Origin of the sequence: Cyclobacterium sp. 1_MG-2023, assembly GCF_030546805.1 — a bacterium.
Taxonomy (GTDB): Bacteria; Bacteroidota; Bacteroidia; order Cytophagales; family Cyclobacteriaceae; genus Cyclobacterium.
This window is the reverse complement of sequence record NZ_JAUOPC010000014.1, coordinates 97,150-118,706: the sequence shown is the minus strand read 5'-3', so window position 1 is coordinate 118,706 and position 21,557 is coordinate 97,150. Positions and strand designations below refer to the sequence as shown.

Sequence of the window (21,557 nt, the reverse complement as noted above, 5' to 3'; positions counted from 1 at the left end):
ATCTGCAATGTTACAAATTTTACCCCACAATTTGGGTTGTTGCCCCGGATAAGTGAAGGGATTTAACATTTATTTGGAATTGAGTTTTTTTATCAGGCGGCAGGTATTGATAGAATGGTTGGTCTCAAATTCTATTTTATCCATTATTTTCCTTACCAACAGTAAACCCAGCCCTCCTTTTCGTTTTTCTTTAACTACCGAATTGACCTCCGGAGACTTGTATTTTTTTAAGTCAAAAGCTTTTCCTGAGTCCCTGATCTCAAAGACGATATTGTCATCGCTTAGTCTAACCTTGAGTGAGATATAACTATTTGGGTTACAATCATGAGAATGGATGATAAGATTGGCACATACTTCCTCCACAGCCAATATCAATTGATTCTGGCTGATATCATTTAAGCTAGTTGTGGAGAGAACTTCTGTAATAAATGTTCTTAATTCCGACAGCCGACTTTTTTCACAATATAACTTTAATTCATGCTTCATGGACTAATTTTTCGGCTTCTTCCCGGCTGTCTATTATCGTAATCAATTGGTCAAGACCAAGGATATGAAAGACGTTCATGACCTTCTCATTTAAACCATAAATTATAAATAAGATGTTGTGTTCATTAAAATCCTCCAAATAGGACATGAACACGCCCAAACCTGCAGAGGATATATATTGGAGATCAGTGCCATCCACCAATATATTCTTGATGTTGTCATCTAAAGCCTCCTGTATCACCTCATCCAGCTCTACTGAATTGCTGGCATCCACTTCTCCTTGCAGGGCAATTGTTATATGGCTTTTTTCAGCCGTCTTATTTATAGTTAACATATTCAATTATACGTTTTAAGCTATTATAAGTTTATGCATTAAATTTGATGACCAAAATGGAATAATCGTCATCCGGCAGGGTCTCTCTACCAACGAAATCATAAACTTCATCTACAATCTTACTTTTTATCTCTCTTGCCGATAAGGCCTTATATTGATCCAGTAAAAGCCTTAATTTATCGTAACCAAATTCTTGATTTTCCTGATTTTTGGCTTCCACTATTCCATCGGTATACATTACCATAACATCTCCCGGTTGGTACTTCAAATAGCCCTCTTCCAAGTAATTTTCATATCCCTCATTTCTAACTATTCCAAGCCCCATGCCTTTGATATTCAGAAAGCGAGAGCAACCTTTTCCCTGCGAATAAAATAGGGTAGGACAATGTCCTGCTCGCGCAAAATGAATTTCTTTCATTGAAGTGTTGATGGTGTAATACGTAGTAGTTATAAAGTTGTTTTTTTCCAAACAACGGCTTAGGGCACTGTTGGCTTTGGATAAAAAGATTTTTGGGGAGAGATTTAATTGTACCAAACTGTGAAACACTCCTTTCATTTGTGACATATTGAATGCCGCAGAAGTTCCTTTTCCGGAAACATCCCCAATGATTAATGCAAAGTTTTCATTATCAAAGCGAAAGGTCTCATAATAATCGCCTCCTACCTCATCTGCAGCGGCAGAGAAACCATCAATCTCAAAACTATTATTGTGATGTAATTCCGAAGGGAGTAGACTTCTTTGTACCCTTTGAGCAATTTCCAGTTCTTCTCGGTATCGCTCATTTTTGATGGCTTCATTTAGCAATCGGTGATTTTCTATGGATATGGAGGTTTGGCCAACAAAGGTTGTGATAATATTAATCATTTCTTTGTTGAAGCCATCCTTGACTTCCTTCAATAGGAAAATGTCTCCAAGGGATTTTTTATTTACCGAAACAGAAAGTAGCAACACCGATTTGTAGGTTTCATGCGGTATTTGCCCATAAAGGTATTCCTTTTTTATCCCAGATCGTTTGGTTAAATAAGAGGCGAATGGCTCTACTTTTCTTAACAATTCCAGCACCTCCTGCCTTTCGCCATTGCTAATAAATTTTTGTAACTGAATTTTTGATGATTCTTCCGGCTCGGAAGGGTGCAATTCCAGCCAACCTGCATCTACATAGGCTGCACTCATGCAGCTGTCCATCAAAATATCCAATACCTGCTCTTCATTTTCTCCCGGCTTAATAGATTGGCTAAGCTTTTGGAAGCTTATCGCCTCAGTAAGTTTTTGTTCAAATACCGAAGATGTTGGTAGGTTAAATAATGTCACCAATAAGCTAAATACTGCATACAATAGCACGAACACAAAAAGTCCCAGGAGAAAGAGGTTTTCAGAAAGGTTAACAAAATGGATGTTTTGTTGAGTGTAGGAAACCAAACGGAAGAAAAGGTATACCGTGCAGGCAATAATAATCACCATAAATAGAATGGATTTCCATTTTTCCCTGAAGGTCAAGTATGGAATCCACTTTAAATTGATGGAAAGTATGGCGCCATAGATGATCAAAAAGATCAATCCAAACATAAAACCATAATTGAAACTGGCCTGGCTGATCAGCACAAAGAACATACTGATTAGTAAAATCACCTCATAAGCTTGCCATTGCTGCACAATGGCCTTGCTTTTTTGATAGAGAATAAGGTGCTTCCAACTTAAGGTTGTGGAAATTAGAAAAATGGAAACCACGGCGAAATTCACATGATAGAAGAAATTCATCAAAAGGAGATCTTTCGACAGTCTCGAATCCCCCAGGAGATAATAAAAGAAAATAATGAGAAAAGACGTACCTGTAGCTATTAAACCTGTGGATGCGGGCCTCCAAATAAAATCAATAAAATTTCGATTTTCATTTTTCTTAATTGAATCATTGAAATAGATGTATAGCCATATAAAAAATAGAATTTCAAGGACCCATGTGATTTCCTTGCTAATGACCCCTTCCATTTGGTTGATTTCCCCAAATACCCTGATCAAATTGACCAGCAGCAAACCCATCCAAGATAGGACAGCCAGGAGGATGTATATTTTTCCTCTTTGTATTTGGGGTAACTTCACCATAGAAAATCTTACAATAATAAATATAGAATATCAGAAACCATCGGCAACAGTAAAAAACTATGAATGTTTGACCTTTTTTATTTGATGAGGTTTACTCAGTAGAAGCAGAAAGGCTCAGTTTTGAATTTTTTTTATGCTTGATATTAATTGACTAAATTAGTAATTAGGTCTAAATGGAAGCTATTCTAGGTCTTGATTTTCAATGAATAGAAAGTCTATTTTTCTCAGATCTTTTCAAAAATACCTCTAGGTCTTCCAAGGTAAAACCTAACCATGGAGAAGGTTACCCGGAAAGAATAAATCCGGCGCGATTAGTCACTATAACTAATGCGGCCGGATCCATTCTGTACTTGTAAATAGCCTTGCTAGAAATAGCTTTTATTAGGCAGTTCTTTTGGTTAAAGCATCTTTTAACTTTTTGGCTACAATTTTATCTTGTCCTTTTTCCAACATAAAAACAGTTAGCCTTAAGCTTTTAGGTTCTTCCCAATCAATGGTTTCGATGGAAGGATCTCCATCTCTAAGATCGGCCCCCAAATCCTTGGCAGAAAAATCATGCTGAGTACCTTCCCATGAAATTTTCAGGGATGGATTGTGATTGGCGACCTCAGGAATGACCACTTCAGTGCTTATCCCTGGGATGTCGGCAATGGCTCCATCGATCAAAGCAACCCTGTTTTCCCAGGTTTCCCAAATTTTATCATGGTCTCTGTTAATGAAAGTTTCCAAGGCCATGTACATGCCCAAAATTTCTTCTTTATTAACTTTTTGTCCACGACCAATATTCCCTCCCCTAGGCGGGGCACTGATTCTAGCTGCTTCTATCAGGTGTTTTTTGCCCATCAAAATCCCGGCACTCTGTGGTCCAGCCATGGCCTTTCCTCCGGATATGGCTACCAAGTCAAAGCCCATGTCATTGAATCTCCATAAATTCTCTACCGGAGGGACATCCGCTGCAATGTCATTCATGGTAGGAATGCCATGCTTTTTAGCGATTGCAACCCATTCTTCATGTTTGATTTTCCCAACAGGAGCCTCACGATTTAAAAACCACATCATGGCAGTTTTTTCGTTAATGGCTGCTTCTAACTCTTCTTTGGTTTCAATAAATATCAGCTTAACTCCAGTGTTGGTCAGTGCATGATGGTATCCATTCGCATGACTTTTTTGGAGGATAACCTCTGATTTCATTCCGGTACCTTCAAGGAAGGGGAGTTTTGCCGCCTTTTTGGCATCCTTTCCTGTCAATACACCTGCCATACCTAAAACCAAGGCAGACCAGCAACCGGCTGTAACCATCGCACCTTCTGAATGGCAAAGTTTGGCAATTTTTTCGCCCACCCTGTCTTGAACATCGTTTAGCAAAACGTATTTTTTGGAAGCCAGATTAATAGTCTCCATTACTTCAGGCGGCATTAATGATGCCGTCATGGAGGTGTAATTTCCGGCTGCATTGATAAAGGTTCTTAAACCTAATTCTTTAATTAAATCCCTCTTCGCTACAGCTTCTGTAGCGGATGGTAGAGATTCGGCCAATAAAGTAGTACTACCTGCCAATCCTCCCAAAACAGGTAGAGAGGCCAAGCGCTTGATTAATTTCCTTCTTGATATCATGATGTTGTTAGTGTGATTTTAGGGCATCAATTTAACAATTATCGTTCGGCTTTTTAAATTTAGCTGAAAAAATATATCATTTTTGAAATTTACAGGTAATTTGGTGGGTTCAGTGGTAAAATTACCATGTCGAATAGATTTTAAAAATTAATAATTACAAAGAGATGCTCGATAAAATACAACCAGCAATAACCTCAGAAATAAAAACTTTGACGAAAGTGCTATGGGATTATCACCAGGTAAACCATACTTTAAATAAAGCCGATGCGATTTTTGTTTTAGGTAGTCATGATACCAGAGTGGCGGAGCGTGGAGCTCAATTATGGCTTGCAGGCATGGCAGACTATTTAATACTTTCAGGTGGCTTAGGTAATTTCACACTTGGGGTATGGGAGGAAACCGAGGCAGATAAATTCGCTAAAATTGCATTGAATATGGGGGTGCCTGAATCCAGCATTATCGTAGAAAACAAGTCTACCAATACCGGAGAAAATATCCAGTTTACCCAAAAGATTATTAAAGAGAAAGGACTGGATTTTAATCGATTTATTATCGTCCAAAAACCCTATATGGAAAGAAGGTCATATGCCACCTTTAAAAAGAATTGGCCGGAAAAATCTGTAACGGTTACAAGTCCTAATATCAGTTTTGATAATTATCCAAATGAAGAAATCTCAATGGGCATTGTGATCCAGTCCATGGTGGGTGATTTGCAAAGGATCAAGGAGTATCCAAAGCTGGGTTTTCAAATAGAACAAGAGATTCCACAGGAAGTTTGGCAGGCTTTCGAACAATTGGTAAAACTGGGATTCGACCAGCACCTTATCAAAGAATAGTATTGGTAACCAAAATTATATTATCCTTTCACTATTCTGCATCTAAAGCTTTTTTATAGGTCTCTAGCGCTCTTTCTCTTGCTTGCTTGTGATCTACAATCGGTTCAGGATAGGCTGAGGTTTCATATTCCGGAATCCATTTTTTAACGTATTTTTTATCCTTATCAAACTTTTTCATTTGAGATTCCGGATTAAAAATCCGAAAGTAGGGTTGAGCGTCTGTACCGGTACCTGCGGCCCATTGCCAGCCGCCATTGTTGGAAGCCAATTCATAATCGAGAAGTTTGCTTGCAAAATAGGCTTCACCCCAACGCCAGTCTATTAAAAGATGCTTCGTTAGAAAACTAGCGGTAAGCATTCTTACTCTATTGTGCATGTATCCGGTGGTATTTAGTTCACGCATGCCAGCATCTACCATGGGGTAACCTGTTTTTCCCTCACACCATTTCTTGAATAATTCCTCATCATTATCCCACCGAATCCTGTCATACTTTTCTTTAAAAGACCTATCAACTACTGCAGGATTGTGGTAGAGGATCATCATATAAAATTCCCGCCAAATTAATTCATTGAGGTAAGTGTCATTTAGCTCTAATGCTTCGCTCACCAAACGACGTATACTAATCGTCCCAAAGCGCAGGTGAATACCTAACCTACTTGTACCTTGCTTGGCAGGGAAATCCCGATTTTTATCATAAGCACGAATCAATTTAGTATCAATCTCCAAGGGAGGGATATTAATTTCACTCTTGTCAAAGCCTAGGTCTTTAAGGCTGGGGAGGGGGAGTGGTTGGGTCTTGTAAAAGGACTTTTTTCTTCCATCCAAATCCACGGGGGTCAGGCTTGTTTGCTTTAGTTTTTCTAGCCAGCTTTTACTGTAGGGGGTAAAAACCTTATAATAACTGCCTGAATTATTGGTGATTTCATCTTTTTCAAAGATCACCTGATCCTTAAAATCATAAAAAGGGATGTCTTTTTCCGCTAAAAATTTCTCTACCTCCTCATCTCTATCTCGGGCGTAAGGCTCGTAATCCCGATTGGTGTATACATTTTGGATAGCGTAAGCTTTTGTCAGGGCTTTAAAAATGGCTATGGGTTTCCCTTTCTTTACCAGCATCGAGCTGTCATAATCTTTTAGGCCTTTATGAAGTTTACTAACCTGTTCATGGATGAATTGCACCCGAGCATCTTTCTTGTTTTCAAGATTGTCAAGGATCTTTTCATCAAAAATAAAAAGAGGCAAAACGTTCTTTTCGTTTTCATAGGCCATATAGAGACCAATATTATCTAAAAGCCTAAGGTCTCTTCTAAACCAAAATAGAGTAACTTTATCCATAGTACATTAATCAAATCCACGCCAAATTGTTTGGATTACTTAAGGATTTTCTTTGTCGATAATATTGATTACTGAAGGTGCTTCCCTTGGATCAGGCTTAAATAAATCAGGCGCCACTTCTTCAAGGTTGATGTCAAATTCTCTCCTCAAGTATTCGTCAGAATCATTGATATATAAGTTCTTTTTATTCCTTTTAAAGTTCTGAAAAAGCTCCTTTAAAGAACTGAACAAGAGGTTCTGAGAGATGGATACACCATAAGTATTGGGGGCGCGGTTATTAATGTTTAAAGCCGTGAGGGTATTGAAATTGTTACGGTTGTAAATTCGGACACGGTACTGTCCATTTTCTGTCAAAAGATATTCAGCCTGCCAATCTCCTGCAATGGTATTCAGGTCCGCCTTTCCCTGCAGATCTGTAAATCCACCATCCCGGGTTACTCTCAATCGACCATCAAAGAAAGTATAAGCGACCCTTAGTTGGAAGGATTCTAGTGCGGACTCATCCAAGGTGAGCAAGTCAAAATCGATTTCAAGATTTTCGTCCACTTGGGCAATAAGGTTATTTAGTTGGGAAGAAATCAACTGACTGAGGTTAGAAAAACCTATCCCTGCACTATTGAATTGACCTTCAGGAGAAAACCTACGAAGCATAATCAATGAAAATACTTGCCTGTTTTTCTCTTGTTCATCATTGGCGATTCTGTTTTTGAATGCAGAGATAGTGGTTTGCAATTCACTGTCTTCTGGGAATTCAGAAAAATCAAAATCAAAGCCAATATCCGGAGACAATAGCTCTCCTTCAAGGTCCATGATTACCTTTACAGGAAAGCGCCGCTTTATCTGGCTGTTTTCCAAGGTGGAGCTGGTAGTGGTTGTTTGAAGTGAAGTTAGGGACACACTCTCCTCGTATACGGCAGAGATATCCATCACTCCGGCATATGGATCTCCATACCAATTGATGATCCCTCCCGGTTCAATAACAAACTTTTTGTTGATAACATTGTACAAGCTGAAGTTGTATAAGGCATCAACTATTTCATAATTGCCTGTCATGGTAAAATTCCCTTGGGTATCAATGTCCATATTGAATACGCCTCTGCCGCGGCCCTGAATATTTTCTCCTGTTTTGGGATCGATTTGAATCTCAATATAGGCATCGGGAGTTATGTCTAGGTTCAGATTCATTCGAAGGTTATTGATGCTTAGTTTTTCAACAGTTTCCTCAAACTCCAATAGGTTGGTGGTATCTCTCAGGTTAATGATGTTTATAAAATCCTCTTGCGCTTGCCCATTAGATTCTCCGATAGGAATGTATATTTTAGTGTTGGCATTTGAGCTGGCATTGGCTGTTAGGTCCAAATTTTTGGCTGCTCCGAATACATTGATGTCTCCTGTAGCAAAAGCTGTCCCAAAGAATAAGTCATTGTCTGAGGAACTGGTGTTCATTACCTGAAAGTTGTTTATTTGAGCGGTAAGGTCCAGAATAAAGTTATCGAAATTGTCATGAACAATTCCTCCTCTTAGGCCGGCAACATTATTGTTGACATCACGCAATTCCAAACCTCTAAAACTAATCTCGTTTGGTTCAAAAATAATATTTCCATCAACAAGGTAGGTGGTGTTAAGATAATTAAACCTAAAAGTGGCCCCTTCAAGTTCTCCAAGACCTTCTACAATTGGATGGATTATGCTTCCCCCTACAGTTAGGTTGCCATTGAGCTTCCCGTCAATATTGGTGAGGTAGTCTGCTACAAAAGGTTCAATGACAGATAAGCGAGCATCGGTGAATTGGGCATTCAATGCCATTTCCCTTTCTTCATTACCTATGTCTCCCGAAAGTTCAATGATTTTTTGTCCTTCGCGAATATTTTGAATGCTAAGGTTTATTGCATCGTCATCATAAAATGCATTGGCTTCAATTTCTCCCACCAAAAATTTATTGATGTAGATATCTCTTATAGATAAGTTGCCCTTCATGCCCTTTTTGTTCCAGCCTTCTTCAAGATGCACCATTCCGTTGGCGATGCCCTCATATTCTCTGAGGCCAAAGGAGTTTAGAAAATCAAGGTTCATTTCATTGATAACAATCTCCGTTTTGTCCTCAGGCTTATGGTTGATTTTACCATCAGCGGCGATATATTCATTTCCATGATAAATTTTAAGTTTGTCAAATTGGGTTTCATCTGCCTTAAGACTTATGCTGTTGCCTTCCTCAAATTGCCAATAATCATTGAGCAGTTTTATTTCTGAAGGGGAAAATTTAATGAGGGTGCTGTCAGGAGACAAGTTAACTTCTGCTTCTATATCAAAATAGCTTTCTGTGAGAAGCTGATCCAAATAGAAAGTAATGTCAAGCTTGGACTGGTTCCAAATGGTTTCTGCAGATAAATTTTGAAAATTTAAGCCTGAATTGAGTTGAATTTCCTTTGACAACACATAAAAAGAGGCCAAAACCTCACTGCTGTTTTTGTATTTGGCAGTATTTAAATCAATATTATTGTCGATAAAATAATTGTTTCCATAGTAAATGGTGTCAATGCCACTGAAGAAGTTAAATACTGTATTTTGGTCTGTCTGATAAAAAGCCCCCTCTACCAGCGTGTTGTTGGAAATAAAGAGCATGGGGTCGATCAGGTTCAAAATTGGGTTTGCATCCCTAAGGTCAAGGGAGATGTCAATTTGATATGGGGTTTCAGTGGTCGGGGTTGTATTTTTATCTCCGGAATAATTATTCGTTAAAATGGCTTGATAATCTTTCCATAATTGTTTCAAGTCTTCTCCCAATTGTTTTACCTTGAAATTGCCACTGATCCCTGCCACCAAGAGGTCTGAATTAAGGGAAATGACCCTGGAATTGTCTGTAAAAAGAGATTGGAAAAGGAAATAATCCAAGAATAAGTCTCGGCCGTCATAGCTAACCAACACATCTCTGAATCGGGCCACACCCTCAATGTCATCCAGGCTAATCCCCTTGGTGTCCAACTCAAAATTACCACTTAGGAAGATGGCTTGATTGGTAATATTTATTTCATTTAAAAATGCTGTGTCCAGGTCAAGTATTAGGTTTGCCGAGTCTTTATCGTTTCGAAGGTCTAGCATACCATCCACATCCATTACCAGATTAGGGTCATTTACGGTCATTTTTCCGGCAAACAGATCCTTTCCAAATGTGGCTTTGGTGCTTATGTTTTGAAAATCATATTGGTTGATGCCCAACTTGCTGAAATTGGCGTCCAATTCAATTATGGCTGTAGCTACACTAAAACCTGAACCCTTGATTTGTCCCTGAAAACTTGTTTTTTGAAAGTTTTCAAGGTCTTCCATTAAAACGCCTAAATCCAAGTTGGTGGCTTCTAATTGGCCTTCATAGGAAGGGGTTCCGTTTTGTCGCAGGTAATTAAGGGTTCCATCAAGTCTCCCGATTTCGGTCCGAAAGTTACCTTGTGCCATGAAATTATCCAGCTGCCCCTCGAAATCAGAATTAAAACGAATGATTCCAAATTTATTTAGCTCTCTTCTCGCCTGAGGTGTGGCATAAGGGTAGAGGTCTTCAGGGCTAACAGTGGAGTTGATCAGGGAAAGTTCAAAATAGGTATTGGAGACTGTCGGTAAGCCCTCAATATTAAATTTCCCAAACAAGGCACTTTTGTCTCCAAATCTCAGGAGTAGTTCATCAGAATAAATAGAGTCAACCCTTCCGTTTACTTCTCCACTTAGCGAAAGCCTGTCGTCTATGGAGGGGATATTGTCTGAAAAATAACCCAGATCCCCAATATCTAAAATGGCCTCATCCAATTCTGCGGAGATTTCAACCTTGTGGTTAAAATCACGCAAATCTGTAGGGGAATTATATTCGAATTTAAGGTAATTTTTTATCTCAGTTTGGTTAGACTTGAGATAGAGATTTTTGAATTCCATTCCCGTATTGGAGTAGGTGAAATTGGTTTGTAACTGTTGAAATACCATACCTGAATTGGTCTCTACACCTTTCATGTGCTTAAGATCAAATGCCACGGTATCCCTCCTAACATAAAAGTCAGTTGCAGAAGCTACCAAATCCCTGAATTGAAGGTCGCTGTAGTCAAATTTTATATCAAAGGGTGGAAGGGTATAATCTACAATATCCAAAGAGGTTTCCATCAGCGAGACATAACCAATGGTAAAGGTGGATGCCTTGAGGTTGTTCTTTTCCTTTTTTGGTAAGAAAATAGCCCGAAGACGGGAAAGAAATACGGAGATATTTAACCCCAGCCCATCTGCATGGGTAAGGATTCTTACATTGCCATTTTTAAGGTTAATTTCATCAAATCCCGGTTGTTCTGTGTCCATCAAACCCTTGATGGAAAAGTCTATATAGACTTCCTCAAGATCCATCATCAAGCTGTCCTGCAGGTCCAAAATGGTTACTTCCTGCAAACTGATGGCATCCCACCATCGAATGTTTACCCGACCGATTTCTGTTTCATAGCCTGTTTCTTTGCTGATATGATTGGTAAAGAAACCGGCAAGATAAGTCTGTAATACAGGTATCTGTAACAATAAAGTAATGGTAAGTAGGAATATAAGCAAATAGCTCATGATCCTAAACGTCCTTCTAAGGGCGTTCAGCAAAATTTCCTTAACTTTCGATTTATTTTCCAACAGGCACGAAATGAGTTGTAATATATTAGCAATAGAATCCTCTTGTGATGAAACGTCAGCATCAGTGATTTCTGATGGCAAAATACTTAATAATATTGTCGCCACGCAATCTGTACATGAGAAATATGGTGGAGTTGTACCGGAATTGGCCTCTAGGGCACATCAGCAGCATCTTATACCGGTGGTGGCTGAAGCATTAAAATCTTCCGGAATCACCAAAGCTGATTTAGATGCCATCGCTTTTACCCGTGGGCCCGGCTTGATGGGTGCTTTATTGGTTGGGGTTTCTTTTGCAAAGTCTTTTGCTTTTGCATTGGATAAACCGATTATTGAAGTGAATCATATGGAAGCCCATGTGTTGGCCCATTTTATTGATGCACCAAAACCCTCCTTCCCCTTTATCTGTTTAACCGTTAGTGGAGGACATACCCAATTAGTAATGGTGAAGAGTGCGTTAGCCATGGAGGTATTGGGAGAAACCAAGGACGATGCAGTGGGAGAAGCTTTTGATAAAATTGCTAAAATTTTAGGATTACCTTATCCCGGAGGACCTCATCTGGATAAATTGGCGGCCAAAGGTGATCCATTGGCTTATCCTTTTCCGGTATCAGAGATGAAAGGGCTTTCTTTTTCCTTTAGTGGCATAAAAACTGCGGTGCTCTATTTCTTGAAAGAAAATATTAAGAAAGATCCGGACTTTATCGCGAATAATTTGGAGGATATCTGTGCTTCTGTACAGTATACATTAATTAAGATGTTGATGCAGAAACTTGTTAAGGCCACCAAAGAGCAGGGGGTAAAAGAAGTGGCAATAGCCGGAGGAGTTTCTGCCAATTCGGGTTTACGGCGAACAATTGCTGAGGCTGCAAAAAAATACCGTTGGAATGTCTATCTTCCCAAATTGGAATATTGTACAGACAATGCCGCCATGGTGGCCATGGCTGCGCATTATAAGTACCAGGCCGGTTTGTTTACAGATTTGAACGTCAGTCCATTGGCAAAATTGAAAATTGGAAATCATGGCTAAAAAGAATAAATTCGAGAAAATAATAAATATCAAGAACAGGAAGGCAAGCTTTGAGTTTGAATTTATAGATAAATACAAAGCAGGGCTTGTACTAAAAGGGACGGAGATTAAGTCAATTCGGGAGGGAAAGGTCTCGCTTACGGAGGCCTATTGCTATTTCCGAAACAATGAATTGTTTATTAAACAGATGCACATAGCTCCCTATACGCTGGCGGCTCATTTTAATCATGATCCGGTTAGGGAAAGAAAGCTATTGCTACAAAAACAGGAGTTGAAAAAACTGCAAAACAAATTTGCAGAAAAAGGACTTACCATAGTGCCGGTCAGAGTGTTTATTAATGACAATGGGCTGGCAAAGATAGAGGTGGCCCTAGGTAAGGGTAAAAAAGTGCATGACAAACGACATTCACTAAAAGAAAAAGATGCAAAACGAGACCTTCAAAGAATGGCATTCTAATTCTACTTTCGGTATCTGTAGGCTTTCGCTCCTCAGTGTTTACAAGAAACCTGTGATGGATGCCGGATTAAGTACCCAAATACTTTTTGGTGAGTTATATGAAGTGATTCAGGTGGGTGGAGATGGGCAATGGTTAAAAATAGAGGGTTTAGAATCCATTGGCTCAGGTTGGATTCTTGCTTCCCAACATTATTCCCTTACAAAAGAAGCTTTCGAATTTTTCGCGAAGTCTCCTAGACAAATTGTTTCTGAGGGGATAGGAGAAATCAAGCTGAAAGACAATACCATGTTTTTATTACCCGGCAGTCAGCTGCATGCCGGACAAAATGAGATCTTTGAATGGGAAGATTCCATAAAGTTTAAGGGAAAAAGCAGGCCTTACGAAAGAAAAGCCAATAGGTTGGAAGTTAAAAGGATAGCTTTAAGTTTTCTACATGTGCCTTACCTTTCGGGAGGGAGGAGTTTTTTTGGATTAAATGCTTCCTCTTGGTTAAACTTGCTTTTTAAAATTGGCGGCATTGTTTTCCCAAATGAATTGAACGCTCTGGACAATGTAGAAGAAAAGAAGCGTATTCCTGAAATAGATATTGGAGATGTTATATTTTTTGGCACACAGCGTGGCATTCCATTTCAAGCGGGGCTATATATTGGAGAGGGTACATTACTTTGGGTCAAAGAAAAGGTAAGGTTCGGGACTTTTGATCCAGAAAAATGGCACAAAGCCAATAATCGCCCTAAAGACAGTATTCAATTGCTAACCGTAAAAAACCTAGTAGATTGATGAAGGAGATATCAGAAAAAAAAGTGCTTGTCCTGAACTTAGATCATTCACCGGTTGGTGTAGTCAATGTACACAAAGGCTTTGTGTTAACTTACCTCGATAAAGCCACTTTATTGGTAAAGTACGATTACCTTCAAATAAGGACAGTAGACCATATTTTTGATTACCCAGCAGTAATTCGGCTCAATCACTATAAAAACATCCCATACAAAGGTGTTTTGCTGAACAGAAACAATCTTTTTAAACGGGATAAATATACCTGTCAGTATTGTGGGTCTGAGAAAGACTTGACTTTGGACCATGTGGTACCTAAGAGCAAAGGAGGTAAAACTTCCTGGAAAAACCTTATTACCGCCTGTCATCGTTGCAATACCATCAAGGGCAATAAAACACCTGAAGAAGCAGGGATGCCACTGGCAACTTATCCTTTCAAGCCAAACTTATCTTATTATCTTGCTGAGTATGCAGAGCGGCATGCAGCAGAGTGGATTCCATTTTTAGCTATAAAAGAGGTTTGATAAAGTGCAAGGGAAGGAAACCTTGAGCTGATATTTTGTTGGTATACAGTTTCTAATCCTAAAATAATTCGTAAATTTGCAATCCATTCGGGTGAATGGGCCTTCTTTAGTGGGGGAATCATTAATAAAAACCTCAGCCAGATGACCTTAAGGCTGTTGAAAATCAAGGTTATATATTATTATGTCAAATCAAGAAGATTTTAACTGGGAAAAATTTGAAACCAAGGGTTTTGGAGAAGGTTACACTGAAGCTGAGAGAGCTGAGATGGAAAACCTTTATGACAATACCCTTACTGAGATTACAGAAAAAGAAGTTATTACAGGTACTGTAGTAGGTATCAATGATAAGGATGTAATCATCAATATTGGTTTCAAATCTGACGGACTTGTTCCTCTGAATGAATTCCGTGACATTGAGGGCTTGAAAATCGGTGATGAAGTAGAATTGTTCATCGAAGAGCAGGAGAATGCATTGGGGCAGTTGGTACTTTCCCGTAAGAAAGCCAAGATGGTAAAAGCTTGGCAAACCATCGAAGAAGCATTGGAGCAAGACAATGTGATCGAAGGTTTGGTTAAGAGAAGAACCAAAGGTGGATTGATCGTAGATATTTATGGTGTAGAGGCTTTCTTACCAGGATCTCAAATCGATGTTAAACCTATCAGAGATTTTGATATCTATGTAGGTAAGAAAATGGAAGTGAAAGTGGTTAAAATTAACCACGCCAATGATAACGTAGTTGTTTCTCATAAAGTATTGATCGAGAAAGATCTTGAGAAACAAAAAGCTGAAATCCTTAACAACCTTGAAAAAGGTCAAGTATTGGAAGGAATTATCAAAAACATGACCAATTTCGGTGTATTCATCGATTTGGGTGGTGTGGATGGATTGCTTCACATTACAGATATTTCTTGGGGACGTATCAATCATCCGGAAGAAGTGCTTAACCTTGACGACAAAGTTCAGGTTGTGGTACTTGACTTTGATGATGATAAGAAAAGAATTTCTTTGGGTATGAAGCAATTGACTGCTCATCCTTGGGATTCTCTTTCTGCTACACTTGAAGTTGGATCTAAAGTTAAAGGTAAAATCGTAAACGTTGCTGATTATGGTGCATTCCTAGAGTTGGCTCCAGGCGTTGAAGGTTTGATTCACGTATCTGAAATGTCTTGGTCTCAGCACCTAAGAAATCCTGCTGACTTTGTGAAAGTTGGTGATGAGATCGAAGCTGTAGTCCTTACTCTTGACAAAGATGAGCGTAAGATGTCTTTGGGTATCAAACAACTTACCGAAGATCCTTGGACTAAACAAGAAATGTCTACCAAATACGCTATCGGTACCAAGCATAAAGGTATCGTTAGAAACCTTACCAACTTCGGTCTATTCTTAGAACTTGAAGAAGGTATTGATGGATTGGTTCACGTATCTGATTTGTCTTGGACTAAAAAGATCAAGCATCCATCAGAATTTGTGAAAGTTAGTGATGAGTTAGATGTTATCGTATTGGAACTAGACCTTGATAGCAGAAGATTGGCACTAGGACACAAACAATTGGAAGAGAACCCTTGGGATACTTTCGAGAATGTGTTCCCAATTGGGTCTAAACATAAATGTTCTATCATCTCTAAGAATGATAAAGGAGCAGTTCTAGAATTACCTTATGGTCTTGAAGGATTTGCTACTGCCAAAAACCTTGAAAAAGAAGACGGAAGCCAAGCGGAAGCTGGTGAAAGCCTTGATTTCACTGTAATTGAGTTCTCTAAAGATGACAAACGCATTGTGCTTTCTCATACAGCTACTTTCAAGGAAGAAGCCATGCCAAAAGCCAGTCCTAAGAAAACCAGCAGTCCTAAGAAGAAAGCTGCAGGAAGTACTGATAGTGGAGCCGGAGCAGAGAAATCTACACTTGGAGATTTGGATGCATTGTCTGCATTGAAAGAAAAAATGGATCAGGGTAAAAAATAATTAACCCTTATTTAATAGTATAAAGCACTAACTCGAAAGGGTTAGTGTTTTTTTTTGGATTTTTTTAACGGATAGTAAATTCAGTTTTTTATTCCCTATAGCTTTTGGCTGAGATTAATTTTTATCGAAAATAAAACGTTGCTATAGGTTAGGCAATACTTTTCTCAGGTATAGATTTTTATCTTCAACAGAGGAAGGATTAAATTTTTCTCCTGGTTTATTTTTATTTGATATAGAGGGCTGGAATGAATAGCCCTAGTTTTCTTTTTTTAAGTAGTTATTCAAGTCTGCATCGGTGGTTTTTAAACTTTATGACTTACTCAAATCTTTTCCGATTATCCCTTGAATGAAAAAACAGCACTTTCTCTACCGGCTAATTTTGTTTGGTTTACATGTTTTCGACTTGCGCTATATTCTTCGATTCGAGGAATTTAAAATCCTAGGCTATACAAACTTTGGCACCAATGTTTTAGTTAGGTAAAAAAAATGTAAATAATAGGTGAAAATATTTGTTAGTCAAATCTAACTTATTAATTTTACGGGTATATAAATAGAGATAACATGAATCTAATAAAATATACTACCTTATTGTTAATTATTACTGTATCCCTCTGCTATTCCCCGGCAAAGGGACAGGAGAATGGAGTGATCTCGGGAAAAGTGACGGACGAATCAGGTGTTCCGCTGGAGTTTGCCAATGTAGGAATCAGGAAGATTTCTTTGGGAGGAGTAACTGATGTAAGTGGTTCCTTTACTATTCGCAATGTACCTTCTGGGAAGCATACATTATCCGCTTCCTTGATCGGTTTTGAGACCCAGCAAATTAGAATTGAAGTAGTCGATGGTAAATCCGAAAGCCCTTATTTATTTACATTAAAGGAAACAGCTTCAGCACTAGGGGAGGTGGTAGTCTCAGGGACAATGAAAGAGGTCTCAAAACTCGAGAGCCCAGTACCTGTTGAAGTTTACTCTGCCAATTTTTTCCGTGCCAATCCTACCCCTTCTGTTTTTGAATCCCTTCAGAACGTCAATGGTGTTAGGCCTCAGATCAATTGTAATGTCTGCAATACAGGTGATATTCATATCAATGGGCTTGAAGGCCCTTATACCATGGTATTGATTGATGGGATGCCTATTGTAAGTGGGTTGTCTACTGTGTATGGTTTAACAGGTATTCCGCAAGCCTTGATAGAGCGGGTGGAAGTGGTCAAAGGTCCTGCCTCTACGCTTTATGGGTCTGAGGCTGTGGGTGGTTTAATCAACGTTATAACCAAAAAACCATCTACCGCGCCTTTATTTTCTGCTGATATTTTCAGTTCCGATTGGGGAGATGTTAATACTGACTTAGGGCTGAAATACAATCTTTCAGAAAATACCCAGGGACTTTTTGGGTTGAATTATTTTAATTATCAAAATCCATTGGATAAAAATGAAGATGGGTTTACTGACGTAACGTTACAGAATAGACTTTCAATATTTAATAAGTTGAATTTCAATAGAGTATCAGGTAAGAATTTTTCTGTTGCCGGTCGCTATGTGTATGAAGACCGTTGGGGTGGAGAGATGGATTGGTCTTCCGAATACCGAGGAGGTGATGAAATTTATGGTGAAAGCATATATACCAACCGTTGGGAGATGTTTGGGCTGTATGAATTGCCGGTGGAAGAGTTAATAAATTTTCAGTTCAGTGCCAATGGTCATAATCAGAATTCAGTATATGGCAACATACCCTATATAGCTGATCAATACATTGGCTTCGGTCAATTTACATGGAATAAACCTGTAGACCAACATGATTTTTTGCTGGGAATGGCATACAGGTATACTTATTATGATGACAATACACCGGCTACAGCCACAGAAAATGGGATGAATGAACCTTCGATTACCCACTTGCCAGGCATTTTTCTTCAGGATGAAATAACCATTAATGCTTCACATAAGTTATTATTGGGAATGAGGTATGATTACAATAGCTTACATGGGAGTATTGCTACCCCTAGGTTAAACTATAAGTGGACCTCAAAAAGTAAAAATGATGTGATTCGTATGAGTATTGGTAATGGATATAGGGTGGCCAATGTATTTACTGAGGATCATGCTGCGCTCACAGGAGCCAGAGAGGTGGTTTTTGAAGGTGAACTTGATCCGGAAACCTCTTGGAATGCCAATTTGAACTTGGTGAAGAAAATTTATACAGCAAGCCAAGTCTTTATTGGTCTTGATGCCTCTGCATTTTACACCTATTTTAATAATGCCATTTTCCCGGATTACGAAACTGATCCTAATAAAATTATTTATGGGAACTTAGATGGCTCTGCAGTTTCTAAGGGGATTTCATTGAATGTGGAAATGTCTTTGGTCAATGGTTTGAATATTGTTACCGGTGGTACCTTAATGGATGTGTCCGTTACAGAAAATGGTGAAACCTATCGGCAATTATTAACAGAAAGATTTAGCGGAGTATGGAGTGTGGGGTATACTTTTCCTACGCTAGGCTTAACGGTGGATTACACAGGGAATTTATATGGGCCCATGCGTTTACCTTTACTTGGAGACCTCGATAATCGCGCCGAATATTCCCCTTGGTTCAGTTTACAAAATTTTCAACTCAGCAAAAAGTTTGGTGCCAAATGGGAGTTATATGGTGGGGTTAAAAACCTTCTTGACTTTACCCCTGCGGCAAATAGTATTGCAAGATCCTTTGATCCTTTTGATAGAAATGTGGTATTTGGATCGGATGGACAAGTGGTACAGACGGCAGAAAACCCCTACGCTTTGACCTTTGATCCTTCCTATGTGTACGCACCCAACCAAGGGCGTAGAGGCTTTCTGGGATTAAGATTTACGTTGGAATAATGAAAAAAACACTGACCATATGGGCGATTCTCTGCATGCTTTTTAGTATTGGAAAAGTAAATGGACAGGCCATGTCTTGGACTTCCATCGAAAATCTTAAAGATAGTTTGCGGTCAAATCCCAAGCCTATAATGGTTTTTATACATACAGATTGGTGCAAATACTGCAAAATGCAGGAAAACATTACCTTTCAAAAACCAAAAGTAGCAAGCTCCCTTAGCACGAATTTTTATTGTATAAAAATAAATGCTGAATCGAAAGAGGAACTGGTATTTCTCGGAAGAAAATATAAGCCGGGTAAGTCCGGAGATTATCATACTTTGGCAAAAATGCTGGGTTCCAAAAATGGGAGATTATTGTTTCCCACCACTGTATTTTTCGCTCCGCTTTCCCAATCTTTTGAACGGCTTCAAGGTTTGCAAACAGCAAAGGATTTGGAGCGATTTATTATCAAAAACGGGATGGAGTTTAAGTAGTAATAATCATTTGGCTAAATGTTTTTTCTATACTAATTATGGGAATTGATAAATGGTAAGATGATTCTTTTGAGCTGGCGGGTTAAGGCTTCGTTTATTGTTGATAAAGTCCAATTTTAAGCAAATTTAATATGCTTTAAACTCTAGATAATCAGTTGAATACATAGCCTGTATAAGTTTTAACCTATTCAGTATAAGGCATTTCATGACAGGATTATTTTTTTGTGATTCAGTGAATGATTATTTTGGTCTGTTCAATAAATAAATGATTCTTTCGCCTTGTCGGAAGAATCATTTTTTTATAAGGAAATTTGAAGGAGCAAGGGATGGAATTCCTAAGCTAAGGGGGAGCGAATTTTGGAATAAATCAATAAAAAAAGGCATCCTTGCAAAAGGATGCCTTTGGAGGTCGAGAGCGGATTCGAACCGCTGTACAAGGTTTTGCAGACCTCTGCCTAGCCACTCGGCCACTCGACCATTTTCAATAGCGAAGCGCAAATTTAGGCATTTATAATTGGCTTTTCAAAGCTATTAGTAAAAAAATGTTAATAGGATGACACTAAACTTTGGGCCAAAAACCCGTTTGTAACGAAATGTCTGTTGATGCGTTCAACAATAATTTTTAAAATATTGAAAAACAGGTCTATTTATAACGGTTCTAAATTAAATTTTGCTTCAGGTGAAGGCTTGTAAATAACTGATAGAGAATATTTTAAATAGTATATTTAGTTTTTGATATGGATTATTGCCCTGTAAAGATCAAGTTTGAAAAATAGAAGTTGGGTAGTACATTTGTGGGGAATTTGAATTGCACTGAGAAAATCTGAAAAAAGTATACATAACTATGTCGATCAAACGCTCAATATTAGGGGTTTCAATTCGCGTATGCCATCTGTTGGTCCTGATATTCCTATTTTCAGGAATTCAGGCATATGCGGTGGACCCTGAAATTCCGGATAGCGAAGAAGCTATATCCGCGGGTCAGTCCATTTTTAATGCCAACTGTAAAACCTGCCATAGACTGGATCAGAAATTGGTCGGTCCGGCGCTTAGAGGAGTTACTGATAGAAGGGAGTTGGACTGGGCAAAACAATTTATCACCAACTCTCAGGTATTGGTTCAAGGAGGAGATGCTGATGCAGTAGCTCTTTTCAAAGAATTCAATAACACGGTTATGCCTTCTCATGATTTTTTGAGTGACGATGACCTAACGAATTTACTTTCTTACATTGAATATGGCGACAAAGCAGATCCTGCTGCTGCCGAAGCCGGAGCAACAGCCGAGGGTGGAGAAGCAACAGGTTCAGGTGGAGGAATTCCCAATGAATACCTAACCATAATCTTGGTAGTCCTTGTAATCGTTCTTGTATTGGTATTGGTTGTTTTGGGACTTATTGTTTCAGTATTGACCAAATACATGAACAAAAGCGAAAATCTGGATGAGGATGATAAAGAGTTTATCAATCAAAAGACAGATTATAAAGGCATCTTCAAAAGTGATGGTATGATTATCATCGTTACGGCGATTGTTCTTGCCTTTGTAGTAAAGACCGCCATAAACGGATTATATACGGTGGGCGTGCAGCAAGGCTATGCACCTAGTCAGCCGATTGCTTACTCACACGAACTTCATGCCGGACAATACGAAATCCCTTGTCAATATTGCCATACAGGTGTAGAAATTGGAAAATCTGCAAATATTCCTTCTGCAAACATCTGTATGAACTGTCACATGCACATTCAAAATGTGGAAGGCAAAGAGGGCGTTTCTCCGGAAATTGCTAAAATATACGATGCGGTAGATAACAATCAACCTATTGAATGGGTAAGGGTGCATAACCTTCCTGATTTGGCTTATTTCAATCACTCCCAACACGTTGCTGTAGGAGGGATCGAATGTCAAACTTGTCATGGTCCTATAGAGGAAATGGAAGTTGTTTCTCAGCACAGTGCATTGACCATGGGTTGGTGTATTGACTGCCATAGAAACACGGAAATTACCACTCAAGGCAATGAGTATTACGATAAACTCGTGCAATTGCATTCAGAATCCAAAGATGCTTTGAAAGTCAAAGACATTGGTGGTTTGGAATGTGCAAAGTGTCACTATTAAATCTTTACGAACATT

Annotated in this window: 15 protein-coding genes and 1 tRNA gene; 9 read left to right on the top strand and 7 right to left on the bottom strand. The window is 38.8% G+C overall.

Annotation, left to right across the window (positions count from 1 at the left end; all coding sequences use genetic code 11):
* Positions 1 to 69: 69 nt before the first annotated feature.
* The 4 genes from Q4534_RS19890 to Q4534_RS19875 form a co-directional block, all read right to left on the bottom strand.
* Positions 70 to 486 (bottom strand): ATP-binding protein, encoded by a 417-nt coding sequence (locus Q4534_RS19890; RefSeq protein ID WP_303614904.1) that lies wholly within the window; start codon positions 484 to 486, stop codon positions 70 to 72.
* A complete protein-coding gene (locus Q4534_RS19885) occupies positions 476 to 820 on the bottom strand; it encodes an STAS domain-containing protein (protein WP_303614903.1) in 345 nt (114 codons plus the stop codon). The genes Q4534_RS19890 and Q4534_RS19885 overlap by 11 nt, the downstream gene beginning before the upstream one ends.
* Positions 821 to 851: 31 nt before the next feature.
* Positions 852 to 2,921, bottom strand: coding sequence for a GAF domain-containing SpoIIE family protein phosphatase (locus Q4534_RS19880; RefSeq protein ID WP_303614902.1), 2,070 nt, complete (start codon positions 2,919 to 2,921; stop codon positions 852 to 854).
* Positions 2,922 to 3,302: 381 nt separating this feature from the next.
* On the bottom strand, positions 3,303 to 4,535 hold the full coding sequence (locus tag Q4534_RS19875; RefSeq protein WP_303614901.1) for an aminotransferase class V-fold PLP-dependent enzyme: 1,233 nt from the start codon (positions 4,533 to 4,535) through the stop codon (positions 3,303 to 3,305).
* 164 nt (positions 4,536 to 4,699) lie between these two features.
* Here Q4534_RS19875 and Q4534_RS19870 point away from each other — a divergent pair, with 164 nt between their 5' ends.
* A complete protein-coding gene (locus tag Q4534_RS19870; protein ID WP_303614900.1) occupies positions 4,700 to 5,371 on the top strand; it encodes a YdcF family protein in 672 nt (223 codons plus the stop codon).
* Between the two features lie 31 nt (positions 5,372 to 5,402).
* Here Q4534_RS19870 and Q4534_RS19865 read toward each other — a convergent pair whose 3' ends face one another.
* On the bottom strand, positions 5,403 to 6,707 hold the full coding sequence (locus Q4534_RS19865) for a deoxyribodipyrimidine photo-lyase (RefSeq protein WP_303614899.1): 1,305 nt from the start codon (positions 6,705 to 6,707) through the stop codon (positions 5,403 to 5,405).
* 39 nt (positions 6,708 to 6,746) lie between these two features.
* A complete protein-coding gene (locus Q4534_RS19860; protein ID WP_303614898.1) occupies positions 6,747 to 11,285 on the bottom strand; it encodes a translocation/assembly module TamB domain-containing protein in 4,539 nt (1,512 codons plus the stop codon).
* A 73-nt stretch (positions 11,286 to 11,358) separates the two neighbouring features.
* Here Q4534_RS19860 and tsaD point away from each other — a divergent pair, with 73 nt between their 5' ends.
* From tsaD to Q4534_RS19825, 7 genes are all read left to right on the top strand, one after another.
* Positions 11,359 to 12,375: a tRNA (adenosine(37)-N6)-threonylcarbamoyltransferase complex transferase subunit TsaD gene (gene tsaD / locus Q4534_RS19855; RefSeq protein WP_303614897.1), complete on the top strand. Its 1,017-nt coding sequence runs from the start codon at positions 11,359 to 11,361 to the stop codon at positions 12,373 to 12,375.
* On the top strand, positions 12,368 to 12,832 hold the full coding sequence (smpB, locus tag Q4534_RS19850; RefSeq protein ID WP_303614896.1) for an SsrA-binding protein SmpB: 465 nt from the start codon (positions 12,368 to 12,370) through the stop codon (positions 12,830 to 12,832). The genes tsaD and smpB overlap by 8 nt, the downstream gene beginning before the upstream one ends.
* Positions 12,798 to 13,613, top strand: a complete 816-nt coding sequence (locus Q4534_RS19845) for an NlpC/P60 family protein (protein ID WP_303614895.1) — start codon at positions 12,798 to 12,800, stop codon at positions 13,611 to 13,613. The genes smpB and Q4534_RS19845 overlap by 35 nt, the downstream gene beginning before the upstream one ends.
* Entirely contained in the window at positions 13,613 to 14,131 is a 519-nt protein-coding gene (locus tag Q4534_RS19840; protein ID WP_303614894.1) for an HNH endonuclease, read from the top strand. The genes Q4534_RS19845 and Q4534_RS19840 overlap by 1 nt, the downstream gene beginning before the upstream one ends.
* Positions 14,132 to 14,312: 181 nt before the next feature.
* Complete coding sequence (rpsA, locus tag Q4534_RS19835) at positions 14,313 to 16,094, top strand: 30S ribosomal protein S1 (protein WP_303614893.1); 1,782 nt, start codon at positions 14,313 to 14,315, stop codon at positions 16,092 to 16,094.
* A gap of 561 nt (positions 16,095 to 16,655) precedes the next feature.
* Entirely contained in the window at positions 16,656 to 18,953 is a 2,298-nt protein-coding gene (locus tag Q4534_RS19830) for a TonB-dependent receptor (protein WP_303614892.1), read from the top strand.
* Positions 18,953 to 19,429, top strand: coding sequence for a thioredoxin family protein (locus tag Q4534_RS19825; protein ID WP_303614891.1), 477 nt, complete (start codon positions 18,953 to 18,955; stop codon positions 19,427 to 19,429). The genes Q4534_RS19830 and Q4534_RS19825 overlap by 1 nt, the downstream gene beginning before the upstream one ends.
* Before the next feature lie 403 nt (positions 19,430 to 19,832).
* Here Q4534_RS19825 and Q4534_RS19820 read toward each other — a convergent pair.
* A tRNA-Cys gene (locus Q4534_RS19820) sits at positions 19,833 to 19,906 on the bottom strand.
* A 367-nt stretch (positions 19,907 to 20,273) separates the two neighbouring features.
* On the opposite strand from Q4534_RS19820, the gene Q4534_RS19815 reads away from it, so the two are divergent.
* Positions 20,274 to 21,542, top strand: a complete 1,269-nt coding sequence (locus Q4534_RS19815; protein ID WP_303614890.1) for a c-type cytochrome — start codon at positions 20,274 to 20,276, stop codon at positions 21,540 to 21,542.
* Positions 21,543 to 21,557: the final 15 nt, after the last annotated feature.